Source organism: Bacillus sp. CR71, from assembly GCF_003429245.1.
GTDB lineage: Bacteria > Bacillota > Bacilli > Bacillales > Bacillaceae_G > Bacillus_A > Bacillus_A thuringiensis_S.
This window is the reverse complement of the sequence record NZ_CP031748.1, coordinates 5,362,303-5,386,418: the sequence shown is the minus strand read 5'-3', so window position 1 is coordinate 5,386,418 and position 24,116 is coordinate 5,362,303. Positions and strand designations below refer to the sequence as shown.

Below are 24,116 nucleotides of genomic sequence, written 5' to 3'. Positions count from 1 at the left end.
AAACATTGGAGGAATGAACATGTTAAAATCATACCGAGCTGTGCTCGTTAGTTTATCATTATTACTTGTTTTTGTTTTATCTGGCTGCAGTAATGCAGCCCCAATTGATGCACATAGTACTGGGATTTGGGATCATTATTTCGTATATCCAATCTCGTTTATGATTCAATTTGTTGCTCATCATATACCTGGAGCTAGCTTTGGGATTGCAATCATTATTATGACGCTCGTTATTCGTTCAGCAATGATTCCATTAGCTGTTTCACAATATCGTAGCCAAGCGAAAATGAAGAAAATGCAACCTGAATTGCAGAAGCTAAAGAAAAAGTACGGTGATGTAGGCAAAGATCTTGAAAAACAAAAGCAGTATCAAAAAGAAATGTCAGAGCTAATGAAATCAGGCGGTTGGAATCCACTTGCTGGTTGCTGGCCAATTTTTATACAAATGCCGATTTTCTCTGCTTTGTATTATGCGATTAGCAGAACGGAAGAGATTCGCACATCTTCTTTTTTATGGGTGAACTTAGGACATGCAGATCCATATCATATATTACCGATTATTGCAGCGTTAACGACATTTATTCAGATGAAAGTTTTCCAATCTAATATTACACCTGGAGAACAAGTACAGATGCTAAAGATACAGCAAATTATGATGCCGGCAATGATTCTATTTATGGGGTTTGCGGCGCCATCAGGACTTGTATTGTACTGGATAACAGGTAACTTATTTACAATGACACAAACAATCGTATTAAGAAAAATAATGGAACGTGAAGAGTTACAATTACAAAAAGCATAGAGAAACACCGCTCATTATGAGCGGTGTTTTTTATTCGAAACGTTAAGGGAATTTTAAGAAACCAACATTACTATTGGCATTGTATACGAAAGTGTACATGCTTTAGAAATATGAAGGAGGAAATTTCCTATGAAGAAGAAAACAGTTGGGTATTTAGCGATTGCAGGTGCTTTATCATTCGGAATCATTGGAGGAGTCGGTATTCCGGCATTCGCGGCAACGAATACTCCAACAGCTGAACAGTCTACAAAAACGGCGAAAAAGGATTTGGATGACGCTACAAAACAAAAAGTAAAAACAATTATGGACGATACAAAGAAACAGTTAGAGAAACTAGGTGTAAAGCTTCCGGAGAAAGAGAAGCGTAAAGACATGTTTGCAGGATTAGATGATCAGGCGAAAGCAAAAGCGAAGTCGATTTTAGAGCAAAAGAAATCTGGAAAATTAACGCATGAGCAAGCAAAAGAGGAATTAACAAAGCTAGGCGTGAAAATGCCGGAGAAAGGTAAACATGGAGACATGTTTGCTAACTTAGATGAACAGGCGAAAGAGAAAGCGAAGTTGATTTTAGAGCAAAAGAAATCTGGAAAATTAACGCATGAGCAAGCAAAAGAAGAATTAACAAAATTAGGTGTGAAACTTCCAGAAAAAGAGAAGCGTGAAGACATCTTTGCGGGATTAGATGAAGCAACAAAAACAAAAGCAAAAGCGATTTTAGACAATGAAAAGAAACAATTAGAGGAATTAAATGTGGATCTTCCGCATCACAAGTTTTTTATGAAAAAAGAAGATAAATAATTGATTTATGTATCTTTCGTGGGGCAACCGGAAGGTACATGCGAGGACCGATTTCTACTTATAGAAATCGGTCTCTTTTAATGATTCAATAAGATTCTTTTCATTGTTAGTATGTATCCGAAGACGCAGTAGAAGATTGCAAAACCGATAAACACTTCCGTATATTGATATTTACCCAATACGTAGAAGGAAACAGCTGGTATAATAGCTACCGCTAAAATGCTATAACCAGGATACTTGTTTCGATACATGATAGCGAATAGAACAGAGAGAAACGTAGCGATGATACAAAAGACAGCAATCATTATTGGTACACCTCCTAAATGAATTATACCATTTTTAGGGAATTAGAGAAGTTTTGTATCTTCTGTTATAATATAAGAAGAGAAATATTTCCTATGTTATATAAAAAAATATATTGATTTTTTCTAACAATTCAATATAATGAACAATAACTACAAAATTCGACATCAAGAAGTGATGATGAGGACACGATTAATTTTTTACGATTCCCAGAGAGGGAAGCCTTTGGCTGTGAGCTTCCTAATACGGAAAAATAGATTACCACCTCTGAACTGCAGCAGTGAACGAACATCTAGTAATTGCTTGCCGGCAAAAACCGTTATTTAGACTTGAGAAATTGGTGAAGTGTGTTACTTTGCGAATTGAAACAAGGGTGGAACCACGAATACAACACTCGTCCCTTTTTTAGGGAGGAGTGTTTTTTTATTTCATTTTTGCATCACACTAGAATTGGAAGGAGGATACGCAGCATGCATCATGATGAGAAGAACAAAATTGGTTTAACAGTAGCACTTTCTATCGTAGTAGGAACGATTATCGGGTCTGGTGTATTTATGAAACCAGGAAGCGTATTAGATTACTCAGGGAGTTCTAATATGGCCATTCTTGCTTGGGTAATTGGTGGTCTGTTGACGTTAGCGAGTGGTTTAACAGTAGCTGAAATTGGAGCGCAAATCCCGAAAAATGGTGGGTTGTATACGTATTTAGAGGAGATTTACGGAAGTTTTTGGGGATATTTATCAGGCTGGATGCAAACAATTGTTTATGGACCAGCTATTATCGGAACATTAGGTTTATACTTTAGTTCTTTAATGATTAATTTTTTCTATTTAGATAAAGTGTGGAATTTACCAATCGCAATCGGAACAGTTGTGTTCCTTGGCTTTGTAAATAGTATGGGAACAAAATACGGAGGTATCGTTCAAACAATCACGACAATTGGGAAAATGATTCCGATTGTATTAATTGTCGTGTTAGGTTTTTGGAAAGGAAACAGTGATATTTTTAACGTAGTAGTGCCGATATCAGAAAATCAAAGTATCGGTATGGCAATTTTAGCAACGTTATTTGCTTATGACGGCTGGATTTTACTTGCTTCGATTGGTGGAGAAATGAAGAATCCAACAAAGTTATTACCGAAAGCAATGACAGTTGGGATTTTAATTGTAACAGCTGCATACGTATTAATTAACTTGGCGTTATTAAATGTATTACCAGCAGCGAAAATTGTAGACCTTGGAGAAAATGCAACAGCGACAGCTGCGGGCATGTTACTTGGAGAATATGGCGGGAAAATTATTAGTATCGGTATTATCGTTTCTATTTTCGGTTGTTTAAATGGAAAGATTTTAACATTCCCACGTATTCCAATGTCTATGGCGGAACGTGGACAACTTCCATTTTCTAAGTTTATTGCAAAGGAAAGTCCAAGATTTAAAACACCAGCAAATGCGATTACTGTTGAAATCATTTTAGGAATTATTTTAATGATTATTAGTGATCCAAATAAGCTATCTGAGATTTCCGTATTTATTATTTATATTTTCTATGTAATGACGTTTATTGGTGTCTTCATTTTAAGGAAACGTAATAAGAATAAAGAGCGTGCATATAGTGTACCGTTATTCCCAATCGTACCAATCGTTGCGATTTTAGGTTCGTTCTTTGTAATCGGTAGTGCGATTATTAATGATCCGGTAAGTTGTTTCTTATCAATTGGAATTGTCTTTACGGGACTTCCGGTGTATTGGTACTTGAATAAGAAGAAAGAAACAGAATGATGGAAGGGTAGGCGTATAATACGCCTACCTTTTTTACTGTAAAAAAATTGTACTTGCGTCCACTTTCTATTTTGGTTACTATAGTCGTAGTAACCAAAACAGAAAGCGTGGGGAAAGACTTGAATTTTCGTGTTTATATTTTAGCTATCGCGGCTTTCGTAGTCGGAACGGTTGAGCTAATTATAGGAGGAACGCTCGATTTAGTTGCCAATGATTTAGGAGTATCTATTAGCGCAGCTGGTCAGCTTATAACAATATTTTCGGTAGTATTTGCTTTGTCAGGTCCAGTTTTATTAGCTTTGACAGGGAAGTTTGAAAGAAAAACATTGTATGTTGGAGCATTATCGATTTTCTTAATCGGAAATATTATTTCGGCATTTAGTGTGAATTACGGAATGCTAATGTTCTCAAGGGTTATTTGTGCGGCGAGTGGTTCATTAATTATTGCACTATCGGTAACACTTGCTTCTAGTGTAGTAGAACCGCATTTTCGTGCGCGTGCAATTGGAATCATTTTTATGGGAATTAGTGGATCACTTGTACTTGGAGTACCGCTCGGTCTTGTACTCGGAAATGCATACGGATGGCGTGCGCCATTTGTATTGATTTCAGTATTAACAGTTATGGCAATTGCTTGTATTTCATTGTTCTTAACGAAAGTACCACCGACATCGGTATTATCAATAAAAGAACAACTTGCTACTTTAAAAGATAAAAAAATTGTAAGTGCACAGTTAACATCATTTTTGTTTTTAACGGGGCATTTAACATTGTATGCATATTTAACACCGTTTTTAAAAGATGTTATGCATGTTGAAGCAAATTGGATTAGTGTGTTTTACTTCATTTTCGGAATCGCAGCAGTAATCGGCGGTGGATTCGGTGGATGGCTTGCTGATAAATGGGGATCGAAGAAAAGTATTATCTCGATTATTATCGTATTTGCATGTGCAATCTTCATGTTGCCATTAATGACATTCTCATTCCCACTCTTCATCATTATGATGGGACTTTGGAGTATGCTGAGCTGGGCGATTTCACCAGCACAGCAAAATTATTTAATTGACATTGCACCGGAATCAGCTGGTATCCAGCAAGGTTTAAATAACTCTGCGATTCATTTAGGAATTGCACTCGGTTCAACAGTAGGCGGAGTTGTTATTGGAAAATCATCTGTTATATATAACGCTTGGGTAGGCGGTGGCTTTATTATATTAGCACTGCTTTGCGCGATTTTCTCGATTACGAGAGGACGCTCTACTCAGTTTGCGAAAGAAGAATCTATCGTTTGATAGGTTCTTTTTTTATTTGTAAAAAATTGCAGGTTTTAGTAGAGAAATGGAGAAAGGGTGTATAGCGAGGTGAGGTATATGTATACGAATTTTTCAATTATTGGTCTTCTAATTTCGATACTTCCGTTGTTTCTTATTATTCTTGCACTTAGATGGGTTCGTTTCATCTATAAAAATTCAGAGAAACAGGTAGAGCAAAATGAGAAAATCATTGAGCTGTTGATGGAGATAAAGGAACAAAACGAAAAGGAGTCTAAGTGAAAAACTAGACTCCTGTTTATTATTTAATTAGTATCTTAACTTCATCAACAAACTCTTAATTTCCTCATCTTCCATAAAGAGATCATGGTGTTTTTGAGTAATCTTTGCAAGTGCAACGTCGTGATAGAAAAATTCTGTAAAGAACTTTACGAAAGGTTGTGACATTGTTTTCATCGCTTGCCATGACTCTTGTTCTACGCCAGCAAATAAAATTTCACGATCGTCAACGATGAGTAGCAAGTAGCGCTCTAATGCATTAGGCTCTTCAGCTGGGATTAGAAAATGCATGTTTTCTAAGTCTGTTTCTACTTCTCCAACAATAAGGGATTCAATTTGAACACCTTGTTTTGCTTTTTGTTCTAGTAAAGGAAGATATTCTAAAAGAGTATCATTCCAAGCTGAAATACGGATTGATTCTTTTGCACTTTCAATGAGTTCTTTACTTTGAACTCGAATAGAAGATTGCATCTTTAAGCTCCAAACACGGTCATCTGTAAATGATTTTTTTGATATATTTGTTTCCAGTTCCTTAATATTTGATTGAAATTCTGTCGTTAATTTTTCAATTGCTAGCTTTAGTGGTAATGCTGTATACAATTTTTTCTTTTCTGAAACAGAATCCATTACCATTCCTTTATCGATTAGGCGTGCTAGTACTTCATATATTTTTGCTTTTGGAACACCTGAATGCTTCACAATTGTTGTAGCATCTAATGGTTCATTGCTTGATACGACAACTTCATAAGCTTGGCTTTCATATTGTGAGAAACCGAATTTTTGTAACATAGTTCCCTCCGAACGAATGAGATTATATTTTAAGGATAATGAACTATTTGTTTTTGCACAAGTGGTAGTCCGTTTTCTAATTGTATTAAGGTGAGAATTAATTTCAATTTTTTAATTTTATCTATTATACTTAATATAATGATTAATAATATTTCAATTTAATGCGAAGGGGATGCTGGGGGGAAGATGTTAAGAAGTTTACGTTTAAAAATTGCGGTAGTGTTTTCAGTACTTATTTCTATGATGTTCGTAATATTGGGTACAGCTGTGTATCAATTACAGAAAGAAAAGGAAGTGCGTTCCTTAGACGAGTATTCTCAAAATGCGATGGATCTTGTGACAGAGCAACTTACGACATTTGTTCAAAGAACGGATGAAGATATGGGGTATTACGCGAACAGTGAGATGATTCGTAATATGCTTCAAGGTGGGGTTACTCCAGAAGAGGAAGCGTTTTTAACGAAAGAGTTTGCGGAGTATAAAAAGAATCATCCTGGTATTTTAGATTTATATATTGGTACGAAAGATAAAAAAACATTAAGTGCCAATCTTGCTGAAGGTGGGCAAGTGCCAGAAGGATATGATCCAACGACAAGACCATGGTATAAAGATTCAGAGGCTGATGTAAAAAAGGTCCATTGGGGACAACCTTCTTATGAAATTGCAACAGGAAAGTTAAGTGTAGGTGTTTCTAAAGCAATTACAGCTCAAGATGGATCTGTATTAGGCGTTGTTGCGATGGATGTATCGCTTGGGACGATTCAGAAGTTGCTTCACAATATTCAATATAATAATGACGGAGAAATGTTTATTATAAATGATAAAAATATGGCTCTTGTTTATCCAGAAAAGATAGGGAAAGATGTTTCTAAAGAGCCACTTATAAAGAGCTTAAATAAAGAGGTAACAAAATATGCGGTCACTACAATAAAAGGTGAAGATGTAGTTGTTTATAGTCAATCATTTGATACGATGAAATGGACGATAGGAATCTTTTATCCGAAAGAAACGATCGATGGGCTATTAAATAGTACGAGAAATACAGTCATTATGATGGCGTGTATTAGTTTATTAGTTGGAATCGTAGCTTCCTACTTGTTCTCAAGAAGATTAGCAAGACCACTGCAATTATTAAAGAATCACGTTCAAAAAGTAGCAGAAGGGGATTTAACGCTGCGAATGAAGGTGACAAGTAAAGATGAAGTTGGAGAGTTGACGAAGCACTTTAATGATATGGTTGAACAAATGAATGAAATGGTAAGTAAAATTAAAAACAGCGTATCAACAGTGCAACAATCAACGAATAGTTTACATTATTTAACGAACGAAACAGTAGCGGCTAGTAGAGAAGTTTCCGGAGCAATGGATGATGTGAGCGGGGGAGCTTCTACTCTTGCGAATAGTGTGGATGAAGTTTCAGCTCAGCTCGAGAATATGGCAGAGTCAGTGGAACAAATGAATAGCTCCGTTGGTGAAATAAAAGGAGTGACTGGCAAAGCGGAAGAGGCATCTAAGCAAGGATTAAATACAATGAGGAACTTAGTCCGTACGAGGGGACAATCATCTTCGATTGTTGTTCATACAGAAGAAGCATCGGATAAGTTAGAACAAAGAGTTGGATCGATTCAAAATGTTGTTGAGCTTATAAAAGGTATTTCGGATCAAACAAATTTACTTGCTTTAAATGCCTCGATTGAAGCTGCCCGTGCAGGTGAGCAAGGTAAGGGATTTGCGGTTGTTGCTGAAGAGGTTCGGAAATTAGCGGAACAATCAAAAGAGGCAACAGGAGAAATCACAACGATGATTGGTGATGTGCAATTAGAAGTAAAAAGGGTTGTAGAAGTTGTAAGTAAATTGAAAGACATTGCAGATGTGCAAAATAAAGTGACGACAGAGGCAGAAATGGAGTTCCGCACAATTATGTCAGTTGTAAATACGATTAGTACTTCAGTTGAAAAAATTGTAGAAGAGGTACATAACATAGGTTACGAGCAAGGAGAAATTACAGCGGTAATGCATACAATTGCTGGTACGAGTCAAGAAAGTGCAGCTGTTTCTGAAGAGGTACATGCTGCAACGGAATCACAGGTTAATCATCTAGAAAAGGTAGCCCACACGATGGAAAGTTTGACAGAGCATATGAAAGATTTAGAAAGATTAGTTGAGCAGTTTAAAGTGGAAGAGTAACATATTAGTAAAATGATGAGGATTTCGGTAAAATAGACAATGGATATATAAGAAGCGATTATAGGAGGAAGACTACTATGGCAATTGTTGACGTATCGATTATTCCGGTAGGAACAGGTAATCCAAGTGTTAGTGAATATGTAGCAGAAGTACAAAAGGTGCTAGAGAAAAATGCGGATCGCGTGAAGTATCAATTAACACCGATGAATACAATTATTGAAGGAGATCTTCCTGTCATTCTAGAAGTAATTCAACAAATGCATGAAGTTCCATATACGAAAGGTGCACAGCGTGTTGCAACAACGATTCGTATTGATGATCGTCGTGATAAAGTAAGCACAATGGAGAAAAAATTAAACTCTGTCCGATCAAAATTATAAGAAAAAGCAGCGATCTTCGCTGCTTTTTTCATATAGGAGGTAAATAAAATGAGTGAAAAGTTTAACGAGCAGTTTGACGGTTTACTAGAGAAATACACTGAGCTGTTACTTGGCGAGAGTAATGAAGAGCGAAAAGAACAGGTAAAGAAGTGGGCACTTTATTCTTACATAGCGAAGACGATGCCAGCTTTAGTGAAGCATTGGAATGAAACTTATCCAGATGCGAAAGAAGAGATGGTGCAGTTAATTACGGATATTAAAAGGCTGAATGAAGAGAAGCGAAATGAGAATTAAAAAACTTAGGTGATGCTACTTTAAGTTTTTCTTATTAATATCCTTATATAATTTACATGGAATATTAAGGGTTTTATAGGCATGTCGAATATTTTCGGTATGCCTATTTTTGCCCTAGTAAACCCGTTTTTTCTAAATGTCGAAAAATATTCCCTTCATATTTGCATGCGAGAATATAGGTTTTTAAATGTTTTTATAGTATTTTATAAATTATCTAAATAATTATTTGTATCCAATAATTTTAAACAGTGATATAATTTTGAAGAGGGGTAAAAAACAGATAAATTACAGTCATAGGGGTGAATTACATGGAACAATTAATGCGAAATTCGTTTCTTTTCTTATCTAAAAATAAAGCGCTAACAAAACTGGCTAAAAAGTACGGTTTACGCTTTGGTGCAGGTCGCTTCGTCGCAGGGGAGACGATTGAATTAGCGACAGCTGCCATTCAGGCATTAAATAAGCAAGGTCTTTGTGTAACAATCGATTATTTAGGTGAATTCGTTGATAATGAAGCGGAAGCAAATGAAATGGCTAACCAATCGATTGAAGCGATCCGTGCAATTGGAAGAGAAGGTCTTGATTCGCAGCTTTCTTTAAAGATGACTTCTATGGGATTAGATATCTCTGATGAAATCGTAATGAACAATATGCGCCGTATTTTAGAAGCTGCAAAAGAAAATGGTGTGTTCGTTACCATTGATATGGAAGACTATACACGCTGTGGTAAAACAATTGATATCTTTAAACAATTAAAATCTGAATACGATAATATTGGTACTGTTATTCAAGCTTACCTATATCGTACAGAAAAAGATATTGAAGATTTAAATGCTTATAATCCTAATTTACGTCTTGTAAAAGGTGCTTATAAAGAACCTGAAGAAGTGGCGTTCCCGGATAAGAAAGATGTCGATGACAATTATAAAAAAATTATTAAAATGCACTTATTAAATGGAAATTATACTGCAATTGCTTCACATGATGAAGCGATTATTGAATATACAAAAAAACTTGCTGAAGAACACAACATTCCAAGGGATCAATTTGAATTCCAAATGTTATATGGTATTCGTAATGAGCGTCAACTTGAGCTAGTAAAAGAAGGTTACAAAATGCGTGTTTACGTACCTTATGGAAACGACTGGTATGGCTACTTCATGCGTCGTCTAGCAGAGCGTCCAGCAAACGTTGCGTTCGTATTAAAAGGTATGGTTAAAAAATAACCAAGGAGAAAATACTCCTTGGTTATTTTAATTGCTGAAATGCATAATGTGCCATTTTCTTCGTATCAGGATATAGTTGCGCGCGAGTAGAAGATAATACGACGTTAATGACGCGTTTACCGTCTTTTTCATCGACTGTTACGACTGTATATTTGCCAAGTGCTGATAGACCACTTTTACTTCCAATCGCATATGGATCGTCATATAGTTCTTCTCGTCCATAGTTTGCGATGTTTGGAGAGCGTTCTGAAGTATGTAGAGTTGTACGTGTTGAATTCATATATTCTAAAACAACTGGATACTTTAATGCTTCTTTCGTAATAATAGCAATGTCATATGGTGATACTTTATTCCCAATTGCATCAGCACCACTTGCATTCTTGAAAGTCGCATGCTTTGTACCAAGTTCCTTCGCTCTAGCATTCATCATCTTCACAAATTCATTTTTTGATCCTGCGATATGTTCTGCAATTGATTCAGCTATTGGATCTGCACTAATGATAAGCATAAGTTTTAATGCCTCATCACGCTTTAATTTTTCCCCAGCACGAAGTTTAATTTTCTTACTTTGACTTTCTGTTTTAATTGCGTTTTCTGTAACTGTAATTTCTTCATCTTCTTTTACATTCTCTAGTAAAAGAAGGGTTGTCATCATTTTGGCTATACTAGCCGGATAAGAACGTTCGTCTTCGCGTTTCCCATACAAAATTTCACCTGTGTCTGCATCGATTGTAACGCCATATTGCCCAGTAATCTTAGGTTGATCAGCTCTTACAGCTTGTTGCCTCTGTGCATAAGAGAAGAAAATCATCCCTGTAAATAGTGTAGCAATCATTACAATCATAACTATTGTTCGTTTCATCATCGTTCCCTCTTTTGTTTTCCATATGTACAAATAAATTGGGCAGAAAAAGCAGCCATTAATCATTATGCCACGTTCTCTGCCCAAAAATATAGCGTTATTTTTCGCCCATATTATGCTTCTTATATTGTTGATTATTACCTTGGCGTCCTTTTTCAACACCGTGATTATGCGGACCTGCATTTCCAGTTACACTAGCTGCACTAATTCCAGCCTTAGAGGGGTTCTTCTTAAGTTTTGCCATATATATTCCTCCAGTTTCGTCAGATTATAAAAAGGAAAAGTGCATTTAAACAAAGAAAATACACATGTATAGCATAGCCAAATGAAAGAAAAATATTTATTTCAGAAAATTTTATCAATAAATATATTGCGAAAATTTAAACAGTATCATATATTTATTAGTAGAGGCTCACTCATTGATTGCGACTTATGTCGAAAAATTGAATGAGCATTCATTCAAGAATAGGGGGAGAATTGGATGTTCCAAATTAAAAAGGCTGCTGTTCTAGGTTCAGGCGTAATGGGTTCAGGGATTGCGGCACACTTAGCTAATATTGGTATTCCGACATTATTGCTTGATATTGTACCACCTGCGCTAACAAAAGAAGAGGAAGCGAAGGGACTTACATTAGAACATAAAAGTGTGAGAAATCGTTTTAGTAATACGGCTGTGCAAAAATTATTAAAGCAAAAACCAGCTCCTCTGACAGTGAAAGGAAATTTAGCACTGATTGAAGCAGGTAACTTAGAAGATGATCTTGAGCGTCTAGCTGATGTAGATTGGATTATTGAAGTAGTAGTTGAAAACTTAGATATTAAAAAGAAATTATTTGAAAAAGTAGACGCTGTTCGTAAACCGGGTTCTATTGTAAGCTCGAATACGTCAGGCATCTCAGTTGAAAAAATGGCAGAAGGTCGTTCAGACGACTTCCAGAAACACTTCTTAGGCACACACTTTTTTAACCCACCACGATATTTAAAACTTCTAGAGGTAATACCGACGAAAGAAACAGATCCACAAGTATTAAGCTTCATGAAACTATTTGGCGAAGACGTTCTTGGAAAAGGCGTTGTTATCGCAAAAGACACACCAAACTTTATTGGAAACCGCATCGGTACGTACGGTTTATTAGTAACTCTTCAAGAGATGATAAAACGCGGCTATAGCATTGGGGAAGTTGATTCTGTAACAGGCCCACTTATTGGTCGTCCGAAGAGCGCGACGTTCCGTACATTAGATGTTGTCGGTTTAGATACATTCGTACACGTTGCAAATAACGTATATGAAAACGTACAAGAAGAAGAGCGTGATGTATTTAAAGTACCAGCTTTCATGCATGACATGCTTGAGAAAAAATGGCTTGGAAGTAAAACGGGTCAAGGCTTCTTCTTAAAACAAGGAAAAGAAATTTTAGAATTAAATCCTGAAACGATGGAATACGAAGCGCGTAAAAAATTAAAAGCTGCATCCGTAGAGTTAAGTAAACAAGAAAAAGGATTAGCGAATAAATTGAAAGCGCTTGTATACGCGAAAGACCGTGCAGGAGAGTTGTTATGGAACATCATTACACCAACTCTTTTATACTCTGCGAAACTTCATAAAGAGATTGCTGACGATATCGTTGCAATTGACCAAGCGATGAAGTGGGGCTTCGGCTGGGAGCAAGGGCCATTTGAAGTGTGGGATGCAATTGGTGTTGAAAAATCTGTTCAAAAGATGGAAGAAAACGGCGTAGTTGTTCCTACTTGGGTGAAAGAAATGTTAGAGAAAGGTTTCACTACTTTCTACAAACATGATAACGGAGATAGCTACTATTACGATAATGGCGAATATAAGCGAATCGAACGTAATAAAAAGGCAATTTCTCTTAAGCAATTAAAAGCGAAAAATGGTGTATTAAAGAAAAATAGCGGAGCGAGCTTAATTGATTTAGGTGACGGCATCCTTTGCTTAGAGTTCCATTCGAAGAGCAATGCAATCGGTATGGATATTACGCAAATGATTAACTACGCTGTTGATGAAGTAGAAAAGAATTATAAAGGTCTTGTTATCGGTAACCAATCGAAGAACTTCTGCGTTGGTGCGAACCTAGCAATGATCTTAATGGAAGCACAAGACGACAATTACTTTGAAATTGAGTTGGTTGTGAAAAACTTCCAAGATGCAATGACGAAAATTAAGTACTCTTCTAAGCCAGTTGTAGCAGCACCATACGGTATGACGCTTGGCGGAGGTACAGAAGTTTGCTTACCAGCAGCTAGCATTCAAGCTTCTAGTGAAACGTATATGGGCTTAGTAGAAGTTGGTGTTGGCTTAATCCCTGGCGGAGGCGGTAATAAAGAGCTATACATTAAACACTTAAATAAAATGCCAAACGGTGTAGAGTTTGATCTGCAAAAAGTTGCGAATAAAGTGTTCGAATCTGTAGCGATGGCGAAAGTTTCTACATCAGCACAAGAAGCTGTATCGAACAACTTCTTAGGCGATAAAGACGGTATTAGTGTGAATGGTGATCACTTACTATATGATGCGAAACAGAAAGCACTTGCTTTATATGAAGCTGGCTATAAAGCACCGATTCGTAAAAAGATACCAGTTGTTGGTGAAACAGGATATGCAACTCTTGTACTTGGTGCAGAAGCAATGCATTTATCAGGTTACATTTCTGAACATGATCTTCACATTGCGAAGAAACTTGCATATGTCATTGCGGGCGGAAAAGTGCCGTACGGAACAGAAGTTGATGAGCAGTATTTATTAGATGTAGAACGTGAAGCATTTATTAGCTTAGTAAGTGAGATGAAATCACAAGCAAGAATGCAGCACATGCTTGTAAAAGGAAAGCCATTACGTAACTAATAACGAGGGGAGATATCGTTCATGAGAGAAGCTGTCATTGTTGCGGGAGCAAGAACACCAATTGGAAAAGCAAAGAGGGGTTCATTAAAAACAGTTCGTCCTGACGATCTAGGGGCGTTAGTAGTAAAGGAAACGTTAAAGCGTGCAAATTATGAAGGACCAATCGATGATTTAATTTTCGGTTGTGCGATGCCAGAAGCAGAACAAGGTTTAAATATGGCTCGTAATATCGGCGGACTAGCAGGACTTTCTTACGATGTTCCAGCTATTACAATTAACCGTTACTGTTCTTCTGGTTTACAAAGTATCGCTTACGGAGCAGAGCGCATTATGCTTGGTCACTCTGAAGCTGTATTATCAGGCGGAGCGGAATCAATGAGTTTAGTTCCAATGATGGGACACGTTGTTCGTCCGAATAGTCGCCTTGTAGAAGCGGCTCCGGAATATTATATGGGTATGGGACATACAGCAGAGCAAGTTGCTGTGAAATATGGAATTTCTCGTGAAGAGCAAGATGCATTTGCAGTAAGAAGTCATCAACGTGCTGCCAAAGCATTAGCGGCAGGAAACTTCGCTGATGAAACAGTATCTGTAGATGTGACGTTACGCTCGGTTGGCTCAAACAATAAACTGCAAGAAGAAACAATCATTTTCGCACAAGATGAAGGTGTAAGAGCAGAAACGTCGCTAGACATTTTAGGTAAATTACGTCCAGCATTTAACGTTCGCGGTTCTGTAACAGCTGGTAACTCTTCACAAATGAGTGACGGTGCAGCATCTGTACTATTAATGGATCGTGAAAAAGCAGTGAGCGATGGCATGAAGCCGCTTGCGAAATTCCGTTCATTTGCAGTAGCTGGCGTACCACCAGAAGTAATGGGAATCGGCCCAATCGCTGCAATTCCAAAAGCATTAAAACTAGCTGGCTTAGAGCTATCTGATATTGGCTTATTCGAACTAAATGAAGCATTCGCTTCTCAATCAATTCAAGTTATTCGTGAACTTGGTTTAGATGAAGAAAAAGTAAACGTAAACGGTGGTGCAATCGCACTTGGACATCCACTTGGCTGTACAGGAGCAAAACTAACACTATCTCTTATTCACGAAATGAAACGCCGCAACGAACAATTCGGTATCGTAACAATGTGTATCGGCGGCGGAATGGGAGCAGCGGGAGTGTTTGAATTACTATAAAAAAAGTGGAAGCGGCTTGTTCAGAATGTGAGGGGGATGGAGCTTCAGACGTAGAGGCGCTCTTTGCCTCGTAGGAAGAAGCGAAGCCACCGAACATTCTAGCCGCTGGAACTGGATTATAAAAAAAGTGCAGGTGGCTCGCTCAGAACAGGAGGGCGTTGGAAGCCCTGACGAAGAGGCGCTTTTTGCCTCACAGGAAGGGGTGAAACGACCGACTGTTCTAGCCACTGGAACTGGATTATAAAAAAAGTGGAAGCGGTTCGCTCAGAACGAGACGACGCTAAAGCAAAGAATGGAAGCAACCAAGGTTTATAAAAAATAAAATTGAGAGCCAGCTTCTTTCAAAAAGAGAGAAGCGGCTCATGAAAATATGAAGGAGGAAATTTTCATGGAAAAAACAGTAGGAAATGCGGTTAAAGGCGGTAGCTTTTTAGTTGATGAGATTACGATTGATCAAGTGTTTACGCCAGAAGATTTTTCATCTGAGCATAAAATGATTGCAAAAACGACAGAGGACTTTATCGTAAATGAAGTTCTTCCAGAGCTTGAATATTTAGAACAACATGAGTTTGATCGTTCTGTTCGTCTTTTAAAAGAAGCTGGGGAGCTTGGTTTATTAGGCGCTGACGTACCAGAAGAGTACGGCGGAATTGGTCTTGATAAAGTAAGCTCAGCGTTAATCGCAGAGAAATTCTCTCGCGCTGGCGGCTTTGCAATTACTCACGGTGCTCACGTAGGTATCGGATCGTTACCAATCGTATTATTCGGTAACGAAGAGCAAAAGAAAAAGTATTTACCATTACTTGCAACTGGTGAGAAATTAGCTGCATACGCATTAACAGAGCCAGGTTCAGGATCTGACGCATTAGGTGCAAAAACAACTGCACGTTTAAATGCAGAAGGTACACATTATGTATTAAATGGTGAAAAACAATGGATTACAAACTCTGCATTCGCTGACGTATTTATCGTGTATGCAAAAATTGATGGAGAGCACTTCTCAGCATTTATCGTAGAGAAAGAATATGCTGGCGTATCTACAAGCCCAGAAGAAAAGAAAATGGGTATTAAATGTTCTTCAACTCGTACGTTAATTTTAGAAGATGCATTAGTACCGAAAGAAAACTTACTTGGTGAAATCGGTAAAGGTCATATTATCGCATTCAACATTTTAAATATCGGTCGTTATAAATTAGGTGTTGGTACAGTTGGATCTGCAAAACGTGCAGTAGAAATTTCAGCACAATATGCAAACCAACGTCAACAGTTCAAGCAACCAATCGCTCGCTTCCCATTAATTCAAGAGAAACTTGCGAATATGGCAGCAAAAACATATGCAGCTGAAAGTTCTGTATATCGTACAGTAGGTTTATTCGAAAGCCGCATGAGCACATTATCTGAAGAAGAAGTAAAAGACGGTAAAGCAGTAGCAGCTTCTATCGCTGAATATGCAATCGAGTGCTCTTTAAACAAAGTATTCGGTTCTGAAGTATTAGACTATACAGTAGATGAAGGTGTTCAAATTCACGGTGGTTACGGGTTTATGGCAGAGTACGAGATTGAAAGAATGTACCGTGATTCTCGTATTAACCGTATTTTCGAAGGAACGAACGAAATTAATCGCCTAATCGTACCAGGTACGTTCTTACGTAAAGCGATGAAAGGTGAATTACCACTTCTTCAAAAAGCACAAAAATTACAAGAAGAGTTAATGATGATGATGCCAGAAGAAGTAGGCGATGAGCCATTAGCACTTCAAAAATATTTAGTAACTAACGCGAAGAAAATCGGCTTAATGGTAGCTGGATTAGCTGCTCAAAAATACGGTAAAGCATTAGATAAAGAGCAAGAAATTCTTGTGAATATCGCTGACATTGTAAGCAATCTATACGCAATGGAATCAGCTGTTCTTCGTACAGAAAAAGCAATCAAAACAACTGGTCTTGAAAAGAATAAACAAAAAGTGTTATACACTGAAGTATTCTGCCAAGAAGCATTTAACGAAATCGAAGCAGATGCGAAAGAAACACTTATCGCAGTTGAAAACGGCGACATGCTGCGCATGATGTTATCATCATTACGTAAATTAACTCGCCACACACCATTTAACGTAATTCCGAAGAAACGTGAAATCGCTGCGAAAATTTTAGAAGATGAGCGTTACACAGTTTAAGTTTAATAGATGAGAGGGAACCGGTGGTCTTGTGCTACTGGTTTTTTATTTTTACCACGCTTTTCTTCTAGCCCTTTAATACCTTTAGCTTCAAAGTGTTTTACCCAATGCCTTACCATTGAGTGCTCAATTCCTAATTCTTTTGCGATTGTCTTATAGGTCATTCCTCCTTTAAAGTATAAATCTACTGCTTTTTTCTTAAATTCTATATCGTAAGTTACTCTAATTTTACCCATAGAAAAAACACCTTCAATTTGTCGTTTTACATCTACATACGACAGACGGGGTGTTTTATCCTTGTCTCACTTTATTGGGTCACTCCAGTTCACTTCAAAACAGATTAAGGTGCTTTCTTTTTACTATAAAGGGGATCATATCAAGGTGCCTTCCTCCGACTTGAATCATCTTAATTTTAATAATATGTATTGGACTCTCATTCGAATATTATTTTACTGTATTTATCCATATTTTTGATTGAGGAAAAATGAACAACATAGTATCTTATTACTGCTTGTTCATAGCTTTTATCTGTTCTTTATATACATAATTAGTAGTCATGAAGTCGCTGATTGCTTTCTTCATAACGTTTGGTTATTCCTGGGATTTGGGTTCGATACCATTGATTCTACAGAAAGAATAGCGTTTTTTTTATTTTAAGGGGATTTTGTTTTGCTAATTTGATATCGATTCAGCAGTCTCCCTATAGAAGGATATATTAAATTTTCTTTTTATTTATATATTTAGTTATTTTCTTAATTAGGAATCTATATTCATTGACAGGCGAACAGTATAAATTAGCAAATGCCTTTTTATTAGCAGGAGTACTTTGTTCATATGCTTTAACTATTGTGGTTTTGAAAAGAAGATATTAATTAGAGAAGAGCTGTTTTACACATGTATGTGTAAAACAGCTCTTTTTGAGGGAGCTAAAAAAGATGAATCTAATAAGCTTAGAAACAGTTCATCAAACCGTATTTTTGCCGCACATATTCCCGATTAACTTTAATTGATGCTGCGTTACCGTTTTGTGAAAAGAAGATTTTAGAATCAGCTCGGAAAATAGGAAAACCGATTACGAATAGCGTTATTACGCATGTTTATGATGACCGTATAGGAGCACTTGTTACTATAAAACAAGAACTACAAAATGTTACGTTCTATATTTCTGAAAGGGATGCTCGTTTATTTGAAGGTGATTAAGGGCCTGTTAGTGCATGTGAATGCAACAGGCGATTGAAGAAGAGGGGGAAGAATAAGGCTTATGCTGGTTGTACAGTGGTCACGGAAAACCTAGGCTTATTAAGGATTTAAAGGATATGTATTGATAGAGTATTTCCTATTGATTTGATGGCAGATACGCTAAGACAGTAGGGTTCAGTTAAACATACTGTCTTTTTTTGAGTGTCTATAAATAGTATTTCATCTATTCATCCTTAGTTTATTAGGTATATTACGTAAAACCTTAAAAATGCTTAGGTACTAAATATATAAATTTTGAGGCGCCTATCCTTGTACAATAAAGAAAATTCAAAGGACAATATATTGTATATAACTAATGTGAACTAGCCTTTATTTTTTAAAAAATTTATTATTTCTGTTCAGAAATATGCAGGAAGGATGGCATTTTCTATGAGTTTTTCTGCTTTAGATGAAATGGAGTTCTGTTCTAAAGAATTTCAAGCCTAATTATATCCCTATTTACTTCAACAAGCTTTAGCTAACCTTGTAAACTCAAAAATACGTTTGGAAAAAATACATCATCTTTACATTGCATTTTTAAAATATTCGAATTTTAGAGTATATAACGGTTTAATTTTTAGATAAATTAGTCTCACATTAGCAAGGGGCAAGATAGGAGGAGTCATACTGCAAATAGGGAACGATTTGTTAAGTTCTGAATTTTCCCCTTCTTATTTAGGTTAAGGAAGAAAAAGTGATAAACTCTTTGATTTAATTAGCTTATAAACTATTCAATAAAATAATTTGTACATAAGGAATTTAGATTATTTCAGCATGCATGTTTAAAGTAGTCTATAAAACTAGGAGATTAACAAATAAATACATATTTCCCTTTTAAAAGGTTATTAATTCTGAATATTTCACGTCTTTTAATAGCTATTGCCAAAAAAGGTAAAAATAATTTAAAATGGTAAATGAATCATACATAAACTTTTTTTTACATAATAGGAGGTAATTGGAATTATGAAAAAATGGCCAATTAATACAAAACAAATCGCTAGAACCTTAGTAGTAACATTATCTTTAATGGCGAGTAGTACTTTAATCACTGAAGCTAGTACTTTAGCAAACACAAATGAAAATACTAAAATAGAAAACACTCAAGTTTTTCATGAAGCTGAAAAAGTTTTAACGCAAAATAATTTAGAGTTAGCAAAAGAAATAACGAATCAAGCAATCACTAAAAATCCTGATGGAACAATTTCATTTGACACAAAAAAGGCAATTAAATTAGGTATGAATCCTCTATATGCTCAAGAAACGAAGAATTTCTTTGAATCTCTTACTCCAGAACAAAACGAGTTGTTTGAAAATAACGAAGTGGAAATTAATGTTCAAAATTCAAATGTACAATACATACCTATTGCTATTCCTTTTGCCATCCCAGCTATCGCTGGACTTTATGAAGTTGTAGTTGGACTAGCAATGGCTGGAGCGCTTTATATAGGTAAAAAATTCGTTGATGCTATTCTAAAATGGGGAGTAGTTGAAGCGTGTAAGAAATTTCAAAATAGTAATAAATTAATAAAAAGCTTCTGTAAGGCAAACGGATATATAAAATAAATCGAACATGCAAAATAACGTATAAAGGAGAGTTATAAATACTCTCCTTTATACGTTATTCATAAAATAAAAATTTTATATTAAGGTGATTTAAATTCATATGAAAAAATTAATTATTTTCAGTTCGCTCTTTTTAAGTGTTTTAATACTGTGTTATTCCTTCAATGTTTCTACTACAAAAACAAAAGAAATGTATTATCAGAAACAAATAACTCCTGATCAACTGCAATCTAAAATTCTAAATAAAGAACATAAAGTAGTTTATTTTTATCAAACAAACTGCCAGTACTGTAAAAATGTTACGCCAATAGTCATACCAATGGCAGAGAAAATGAATATTAATATGGAAGTTATAAATCTAGAAGAGAATCCAGAAGGATGGAAAGAATTTAACATTGAAGGCACACCAACTATTGTGAATTATAAAAATGGTAAAGAAATAAATAGAATAGAAGGTGAAGAAAGCGAAGAGATGTTTAAGGATTGGTTTAATAAATCAAAACATTAATGCATCATAAGAAAAGCTTAATTTAGCTTTTCTTATGATGCATTAAATAACTAGCTATAAAACCTGTTTATTTCTTTTCCGTAAAAGATTTCAAATAGGCGTAAATATTAGTTATAAAATAAATTATCGTTCCCCCAATTATCCCCACAATAAAAGAAAATAGCAATTTATTACCTGTACTTAAAGAGGAAGCCCAAATCATATAGAAACCAAACACTACTAAAATAAAAGTTAATACATTATCTAATTTTTCTTTTGACATAAACAAAACACCACCACAAAAATACATTTTTTACTTATTATAACATTTTATTAGAGTAAAAAAAAGAATTTTAATATAATTTATTAAATGATGGCATTTTAGGTATGAATTTATCGATTTTTGATGAACTAGAATTGATTTCTAAAGAGTTACGACGATATATGTCACCTAATGCTGTGGAGCGATTCGCTCGAAAAATTGAATTTGTCCAATCAAGAAGTAAATATGATGTACAAGAATTAATCACTCTATGCGTTTGACTAGGTTGATACATAGCTCATTCACGCAATTATGTAGTAGATTAGAATCTAATATAAATATTTTTATGTGGTCAGAAGGAAGTAATTTACGCTTTAATTCTCAGATTGCGCAATTTTCACACCGAATATTAATAGCTTTACTCCCCCTAATTTTATTTATCTAGCCAAATCTTAACATCGTGTACAAACTATTTCCTTCGGATTCGTGAGAGAGTTTGGCCAAATTGAACTTATCTTTAAAATATAGAAGGCGTTTTTGATATCCACTAATACAACTCTGCAAAATTAGAAAGATTAGAGTGCTATTGGGGAATTTAATTTATGTATACTATTGCCCCAAAAACAAATACTAATATTGAATGAAAGAAGAAAGGTAGGAGTATTCCATGCAAAACTTAACAGAGCTTGAAGTAGAAAACTTACGTCATTTAATTGGTGGACACGCAACAATTATTAACAAGTTGGAGCAGTATGCACAGACGTGTACAGATCCACAACTGAAACAAATGCTACAAAAAGATGCGCAAGATGCAAGAAATACGAAACAGCAATTAATGACTTTCCTAGGATAGGAGGAAGAGAAAGATGAATGAAAAAGATATGGTAAATGATTATTTAGCAGGATTAAATGCAAGTTTAACAAGTTATGCAAATTATATTTCTCAGTCTGATAATGAACAGTTACATCAAACGTTAATCCAAATTCGTAATCAAGATGAAATGCGTCAACGTAATATGTATGAGTACGCAAAGCAAAAGAGTTATTATAAACCAGCAGCACCTGCGAATCCGATGATTGTGCAGCAATTGAAAAGTCAGTTAAGTGCAGAATAATAGGATCAAAAAACGAGCGAAAATGAATTCGCTCGTTTTATTTTTTGTATGTCAATAAATACATAATAAATATTTTTCCAGTTGTAACAAATATGACGAAAATGGAATATAACAATTCACAAAAAGGACAAAAACTTTGTTCAATATTTCACAAAGTATCCATGGTTTCTATCGTGGGAACCTCTATAATTAAGAATGTAAAGAACAAAAGAAATAGATTATATGATCAATTAGGAGAGATTGCTATGAAAAGACATACAAGAAAAATTGCAATTATCGGTACTGGATTAGTTGGATCAAGTTGTGCGTATTCCATTGTAAATCAAGGGATTTGCGAAGAGCTATTATTAATTGATATAAATCATGAACGTGCAGTTGGGGAAGCAATGGATTTATCACATTGCATTAACTTTACAAATACAAGAACAAAAGTATATGCAGGAAGCTATGAAGACTGCAAAGATATGGACATTGTCATTATTACAGCAGGACCAGCACCAAAACCAGGGCAAAGTCGCTTAGATACTTTAGGAGCGAGTGCGAAGATTATGGAAAGTGTTGTTGGTGGCGTAATGGAAAGTGGATTTGATGGTATTTTCTTACTTGCATCGAACCCAGTTGATATTATTACATATGAAGTTTGGAAATTATCTGGATTACCTAGAAATCGCGTAATCGGTACTGGTACATCACTAGATTCTTCTCGCTTAAGAACAATTTTATCTGATATGCTACATGTAGACCCTCGTAGTATTCATGGGTATTCATTAGGAGAACATGGTGATTCTCAAATGGTTGCTTGGTCTCACGTAACTGTTGGTGGAAAGCCAATTCTGCAAATTTTAGAAGAACAAAAAGAACGATTTGGTGAAATAGATTTAGATGAAATCGTTGAGAAGACTGCAAAAGCCGGATGGGAAATTTATAAACGTAAAGGAACTACTTATTACGGAATCGGAAATTCTCTAGCATATATTGCAAGCTCAATCTTTAATGATGATCACCGTGTCATTGCTGTATCAGCCATTTTAGATGGTGAGTATGGTGAATATGATATTTGTACAGGAGTACCAGCTATTATTACTAGAGACGGTATAAGAGAAGTTGTAGAACTCAATTTAACAGAGGATGAAGAATCTCGATTCGCAAAATCAAACGATATTTTACGTGATTATATGAAAACAATTGGTTACTAACTTATAGAAGAAGGTGAAACAAATGAAGGAATATATAATGTCTCGTGTATTTAAAGCATCTGCTGGAATCGCACAAGGTATTTTCGTATCCCTCGGAATTGGTTTACTGATCGAAAATATAGGAAGAATTGTTGATATACCATTACTTATTACAATCGGAGTTGTTGCAAAATCACTTATGGCACCAGCAATTGGTGCCGGAATTGCTTTTATGCTCGGTGCAAATGGCCTTGTAATCTTCTCGGCTATGGTGGCTGGAGCAATTGGTGCCGGATCCATTTCAATTACTGAAGCAGGTCTAATTATTAAAACAGGTGAGCCAATCGGTGCTTTATTAACAGCAACTTTAGCTGTATATATTGGTAAACGTTTAAGCGGAAAAACTGCGTTAGATATGATGCTCGTTCCATTTGCGGCAATATTAGGTTCTGGTTTAGTAGGTATTTGGTTATCTCATAATATTACTCCTGTTTTAAATACAGTTGGAGCATTTATTAAAGATAGCTCAGCTGGTAGCCCGTTTATCGCTTCTATCGTCATTGCAGTAGTTTGGGGATTATTACTTATCTCTCCAGCTTCATCAGCTGCGTTAGCGATCGCACTTAGCTTAGACGGTGTTGCAGGTGGTGCTGCTCTTGCAGGCTGCGTTGCTCAGTTTATCGGATTCTCTGTTATCTCAGCGAAAGAAAACAATTTAGGTGGCATATTAGCTCAAGCACTTTGTACTCCGAAAGTACAGTTACCAAATATCACTAAAAATCCAATGATTCTCGTCCCAACTGTCGTCGCCAGTGCTATAGTTGGTCCAGTATCCGCATTAATTTTCCAACTGGAAGCAGGAAAGGAAATTGCAGGTCTTGGATTAAGTTCTCTTATCGCACCAATTAATTTAATTTCTAGCGAAGGATGGGAAGTTGTCCCAGCGATGGTAATCACTTATATCATCATTCCAGTAGCTGTTTCTTATATACTTTACATTGCTCTTAAAAAAGCAGGTCGTATTCACTCTGGTGATATGACTGTACCGCAATCTTAAATTGAAAATCTCCTTA

The 24,116-nt window shown here is 35.9% G+C and carries 24 protein-coding genes, 3 pseudogenes and 1 other annotated feature; of the genes and pseudogenes, 21 read left to right on the top strand and 6 right to left on the bottom strand.

Annotated elements, in window-relative coordinates:
- Positions 1-19 precede the first annotated feature (19 nt).
- A complete protein-coding gene (gene yidC, locus DOS87_RS27350) occupies positions 20-802 on the top strand; it encodes a membrane protein insertase YidC (protein ID WP_000920528.1) in 783 nt (260 codons plus the stop codon).
- Positions 803-931: 129 nt separating this feature from the next.
- Positions 932-1,600, top strand: a complete 669-nt coding sequence (locus tag DOS87_RS27345) for a hypothetical protein (RefSeq protein WP_208730150.1) — start codon at positions 932-934, stop codon at positions 1,598-1,600.
- A gap of 77 nt (positions 1,601-1,677) precedes the next feature.
- Here DOS87_RS27345 and DOS87_RS27340 read toward each other — a convergent pair whose 3' ends face one another.
- Complete coding sequence (locus tag DOS87_RS27340) at positions 1,678-1,905, bottom strand: hypothetical protein (RefSeq protein ID WP_000562245.1); 228 nt, start codon at positions 1,903-1,905, stop codon at positions 1,678-1,680.
- A gap of 166 nt (positions 1,906-2,071) precedes the next feature.
- Positions 2,072-2,308 (top strand) — a binding site (T-box leader).
- 65 nt (positions 2,309-2,373) lie between these two features.
- Here DOS87_RS27340 and DOS87_RS27335 point away from each other — a divergent pair.
- The 3 genes from DOS87_RS27335 (at position 2,374) to DOS87_RS27325 (ending at position 5,237) form a co-directional block, all read left to right on the top strand.
- A complete protein-coding gene (locus DOS87_RS27335; protein ID WP_000546308.1) occupies positions 2,374-3,684 on the top strand; it encodes an APC family permease in 1,311 nt (436 codons plus the stop codon).
- Between the two features lie 107 nt (positions 3,685-3,791).
- On the top strand, positions 3,792-4,976 hold the full coding sequence (locus DOS87_RS27330; protein ID WP_142287130.1) for an MFS transporter: 1,185 nt from the start codon (positions 3,792-3,794) through the stop codon (positions 4,974-4,976).
- Positions 4,977-5,054: 78 nt separating this feature from the next.
- The gene (locus tag DOS87_RS27325; protein WP_000288469.1) at positions 5,055-5,237 is read left to right on the top strand and encodes a hypothetical protein; all 183 of its coding nucleotides are present in this window, start codon (positions 5,055-5,057) and stop codon (positions 5,235-5,237) included.
- Positions 5,238-5,264: 27 nt separating this feature from the next.
- Here DOS87_RS27325 and DOS87_RS27320 read toward each other — a convergent pair whose 3' ends face one another.
- Positions 5,265-6,023, bottom strand: coding sequence for a TrmB family transcriptional regulator (locus DOS87_RS27320; RefSeq protein WP_000939479.1), 759 nt, complete (start codon positions 6,021-6,023; stop codon positions 5,265-5,267).
- A gap of 186 nt (positions 6,024-6,209) precedes the next feature.
- Between DOS87_RS27320 and DOS87_RS27315 the strand changes: the two genes are divergently transcribed.
- From DOS87_RS27315 to DOS87_RS27300, 4 genes are all read left to right on the top strand, one after another.
- Entirely contained in the window at positions 6,210-8,210 is a 2,001-nt protein-coding gene (locus DOS87_RS27315; RefSeq protein ID WP_000946369.1) for a methyl-accepting chemotaxis protein, read from the top strand.
- A 77-nt stretch (positions 8,211-8,287) separates the two neighbouring features.
- A complete protein-coding gene (locus DOS87_RS27310; RefSeq protein WP_001018860.1) occupies positions 8,288-8,590 on the top strand; it encodes an MTH1187 family thiamine-binding protein in 303 nt (100 codons plus the stop codon).
- 48 nt (positions 8,591-8,638) lie between these two features.
- Entirely contained in the window at positions 8,639-8,884 is a 246-nt protein-coding gene (locus DOS87_RS27305; RefSeq protein ID WP_001290589.1) for a YusU family protein, read from the top strand.
- Positions 8,885-9,192: 308 nt separating this feature from the next.
- Positions 9,193-10,110 carry a proline dehydrogenase family protein gene (locus tag DOS87_RS27300; protein WP_000436780.1) on the top strand — a complete coding sequence of 306 codons (918 nt, stop codon included), beginning with the start codon at positions 9,193-9,195 and terminating at the stop codon, positions 10,108-10,110.
- Between the two features lie 22 nt (positions 10,111-10,132).
- Here DOS87_RS27300 and DOS87_RS27295 read toward each other — a convergent pair whose 3' ends face one another.
- Together DOS87_RS27295 and DOS87_RS27290 are read right to left on the bottom strand one after the other, a co-directional pair.
- Positions 10,133-10,972 (bottom strand): D-alanyl-D-alanine carboxypeptidase family protein, encoded by an 840-nt coding sequence (locus DOS87_RS27295; RefSeq protein WP_000831456.1) that lies wholly within the window; start codon positions 10,970-10,972, stop codon positions 10,133-10,135.
- 97 nt (positions 10,973-11,069) lie between these two features.
- Complete coding sequence (locus tag DOS87_RS27290) at positions 11,070-11,216, bottom strand: YuzL family protein (RefSeq protein WP_001096344.1); 147 nt, start codon at positions 11,214-11,216, stop codon at positions 11,070-11,072.
- Between the two features lie 237 nt (positions 11,217-11,453).
- On the opposite strand from DOS87_RS27290, the gene DOS87_RS27285 reads away from it, so the two are divergent.
- From DOS87_RS27285 to DOS87_RS27275, 3 genes are all read left to right on the top strand, one after another.
- Positions 11,454-13,835: a 3-hydroxyacyl-CoA dehydrogenase/enoyl-CoA hydratase family protein gene (locus DOS87_RS27285; RefSeq protein ID WP_000486371.1), complete on the top strand. Its 2,382-nt coding sequence runs from the start codon at positions 11,454-11,456 to the stop codon at positions 13,833-13,835.
- A 21-nt stretch (positions 13,836-13,856) separates the two neighbouring features.
- Positions 13,857-15,029 carry an acetyl-CoA C-acetyltransferase gene (locus DOS87_RS27280; RefSeq protein ID WP_001206329.1) on the top strand — a complete coding sequence of 391 codons (1,173 nt, stop codon included), beginning with the start codon at positions 13,857-13,859 and terminating at the stop codon, positions 15,027-15,029.
- A 370-nt stretch (positions 15,030-15,399) separates the two neighbouring features.
- Positions 15,400-17,202, top strand: a complete 1,803-nt coding sequence (locus DOS87_RS27275) for an acyl-CoA dehydrogenase family protein (protein WP_142326439.1) — start codon at positions 15,400-15,402, stop codon at positions 17,200-17,202.
- A gap of 38 nt (positions 17,203-17,240) precedes the next feature.
- On the opposite strand, the pseudogene DOS87_RS27270 reads toward DOS87_RS27275, so the two are convergent.
- A pseudogene (locus DOS87_RS27270) lies at positions 17,241-17,438 on the bottom strand (transposase); the annotation flags it as partial.
- Positions 17,439-17,927: 489 nt separating this feature from the next.
- Here DOS87_RS27270 and DOS87_RS30410 point away from each other — a divergent pair.
- From DOS87_RS30410 to DOS87_RS27255, 4 genes and pseudogenes are all read left to right on the top strand, one after another.
- Positions 17,928-18,074: pseudogene (locus DOS87_RS30410) on the top strand (DUF2178 domain-containing protein); the annotation flags it as partial.
- A gap of 63 nt (positions 18,075-18,137) precedes the next feature.
- Positions 18,138-18,399: pseudogene (locus tag DOS87_RS27265) on the top strand (MBL fold metallo-hydrolase); the annotation flags it as partial.
- A 1,005-nt stretch (positions 18,400-19,404) separates the two neighbouring features.
- Positions 19,405-20,004, top strand: a complete 600-nt coding sequence (locus tag DOS87_RS27260) for a hypothetical protein (RefSeq protein WP_098578433.1) — start codon at positions 19,405-19,407, stop codon at positions 20,002-20,004.
- A gap of 100 nt (positions 20,005-20,104) precedes the next feature.
- Complete coding sequence (locus tag DOS87_RS27255; protein WP_098578434.1) at positions 20,105-20,512, top strand: thioredoxin family protein; 408 nt, start codon at positions 20,105-20,107, stop codon at positions 20,510-20,512.
- A gap of 67 nt (positions 20,513-20,579) precedes the next feature.
- On the opposite strand, the gene DOS87_RS27250 is transcribed toward DOS87_RS27255, so the two are convergent.
- Positions 20,580-20,774: a hypothetical protein gene (locus tag DOS87_RS27250; RefSeq protein ID WP_098578435.1), complete on the bottom strand. Its 195-nt coding sequence runs from the start codon at positions 20,772-20,774 to the stop codon at positions 20,580-20,582.
- Between the two features lie 104 nt (positions 20,775-20,878).
- On the opposite strand from DOS87_RS27250, the gene DOS87_RS27245 reads away from it, so the two are divergent.
- The 5 genes from DOS87_RS27245 to DOS87_RS27225 all read left to right on the top strand — a co-directional run bounded on the left by DOS87_RS27245 (position 20,879) and on the right by DOS87_RS27225 (position 24,100).
- Positions 20,879-21,034, top strand: coding sequence for a hypothetical protein (locus DOS87_RS27245; RefSeq protein WP_180227738.1), 156 nt, complete (start codon positions 20,879-20,881; stop codon positions 21,032-21,034).
- A 386-nt stretch (positions 21,035-21,420) separates the two neighbouring features.
- On the top strand, positions 21,421-21,606 hold the full coding sequence (locus tag DOS87_RS27240; protein ID WP_001180555.1) for a hypothetical protein: 186 nt from the start codon (positions 21,421-21,423) through the stop codon (positions 21,604-21,606).
- A gap of 13 nt (positions 21,607-21,619) precedes the next feature.
- A complete protein-coding gene (locus DOS87_RS27235) occupies positions 21,620-21,868 on the top strand; it encodes a spore coat protein (protein WP_001002992.1) in 249 nt (82 codons plus the stop codon).
- Between the two features lie 92 nt (positions 21,869-21,960).
- Complete coding sequence (locus DOS87_RS27230) at positions 21,961-23,064, top strand: L-lactate dehydrogenase (RefSeq protein WP_240672227.1); 1,104 nt, start codon at positions 21,961-21,963, stop codon at positions 23,062-23,064.
- A 22-nt stretch (positions 23,065-23,086) separates the two neighbouring features.
- The gene (locus DOS87_RS27225; protein ID WP_000666176.1) at positions 23,087-24,100 is read left to right on the top strand and encodes a PTS sugar transporter subunit IIC; all 1,014 of its coding nucleotides are present in this window, start codon (positions 23,087-23,089) and stop codon (positions 24,098-24,100) included.
- Positions 24,101-24,116 lie beyond the last annotated feature (16 nt).

Coding starts and splice junctions, on each gene's coding strand:
- yidC (WP_000920528.1), top strand. CDS start 20: ATGTTAAAATCATACCGAGCTGTGCTCGTTAGTTTATCATTATTACTT.
- DOS87_RS27345 (WP_208730150.1), top strand. CDS start 932: ATGAAGAAGAAAACAGTTGGGTATTTAGCGATTGCAGGTGCTTTATCA.
- DOS87_RS27340 (WP_000562245.1), bottom strand. CDS start 1,905: ATGATTGCTGTCTTTTGTATCATCGCTACGTTTCTCTCTGTTCTATTC.
- DOS87_RS27335 (WP_000546308.1), top strand. CDS start 2,374: ATGCATCATGATGAGAAGAACAAAATTGGTTTAACAGTAGCACTTTCT.
- DOS87_RS27325 (WP_000288469.1), top strand. CDS start 5,055: ATGTATACGAATTTTTCAATTATTGGTCTTCTAATTTCGATACTTCCG.
- DOS87_RS27320 (WP_000939479.1), bottom strand. CDS start 6,023: ATGTTACAAAAATTCGGTTTCTCACAATATGAAAGCCAAGCTTATGAA.
- DOS87_RS27315 (WP_000946369.1), top strand. CDS start 6,210: ATGTTAAGAAGTTTACGTTTAAAAATTGCGGTAGTGTTTTCAGTACTT.
- DOS87_RS27310 (WP_001018860.1), top strand. CDS start 8,288: ATGGCAATTGTTGACGTATCGATTATTCCGGTAGGAACAGGTAATCCA.
- DOS87_RS27305 (WP_001290589.1), top strand. CDS start 8,639: ATGAGTGAAAAGTTTAACGAGCAGTTTGACGGTTTACTAGAGAAATAC.
- DOS87_RS27300 (WP_000436780.1), top strand. CDS start 9,193: ATGGAACAATTAATGCGAAATTCGTTTCTTTTCTTATCTAAAAATAAA.
- DOS87_RS27295 (WP_000831456.1), bottom strand. CDS start 10,972: ATGAAACGAACAATAGTTATGATTGTAATGATTGCTACACTATTTACA.
- DOS87_RS27290 (WP_001096344.1), bottom strand. CDS start 11,216: ATGGCAAAACTTAAGAAGAACCCCTCTAAGGCTGGAATTAGTGCAGCT.
- DOS87_RS27285 (WP_000486371.1), top strand. CDS start 11,454: ATGTTCCAAATTAAAAAGGCTGCTGTTCTAGGTTCAGGCGTAATGGGT.
- DOS87_RS27280 (WP_001206329.1), top strand. CDS start 13,857: ATGAGAGAAGCTGTCATTGTTGCGGGAGCAAGAACACCAATTGGAAAA.
- DOS87_RS27275 (WP_142326439.1), top strand. CDS start 15,400: ATGAAGGAGGAAATTTTCATGGAAAAAACAGTAGGAAATGCGGTTAAA.
- DOS87_RS27260 (WP_098578433.1), top strand. CDS start 19,405: ATGAAAAAATGGCCAATTAATACAAAACAAATCGCTAGAACCTTAGTA.
- DOS87_RS27255 (WP_098578434.1), top strand. CDS start 20,105: ATGAAAAAATTAATTATTTTCAGTTCGCTCTTTTTAAGTGTTTTAATA.
- DOS87_RS27250 (WP_098578435.1), bottom strand. CDS start 20,774: ATGTCAAAAGAAAAATTAGATAATGTATTAACTTTTATTTTAGTAGTG.
- DOS87_RS27245 (WP_180227738.1), top strand. CDS start 20,879: ATGAATTTATCGATTTTTGATGAACTAGAATTGATTTCTAAAGAGTTA.
- DOS87_RS27240 (WP_001180555.1), top strand. CDS start 21,421: ATGCAAAACTTAACAGAGCTTGAAGTAGAAAACTTACGTCATTTAATT.
- DOS87_RS27235 (WP_001002992.1), top strand. CDS start 21,620: ATGAATGAAAAAGATATGGTAAATGATTATTTAGCAGGATTAAATGCA.
- DOS87_RS27230 (WP_240672227.1), top strand. CDS start 21,961: ATGACGAAAATGGAATATAACAATTCACAAAAAGGACAAAAACTTTGT.
- DOS87_RS27225 (WP_000666176.1), top strand. CDS start 23,087: ATGAAGGAATATATAATGTCTCGTGTATTTAAAGCATCTGCTGGAATC.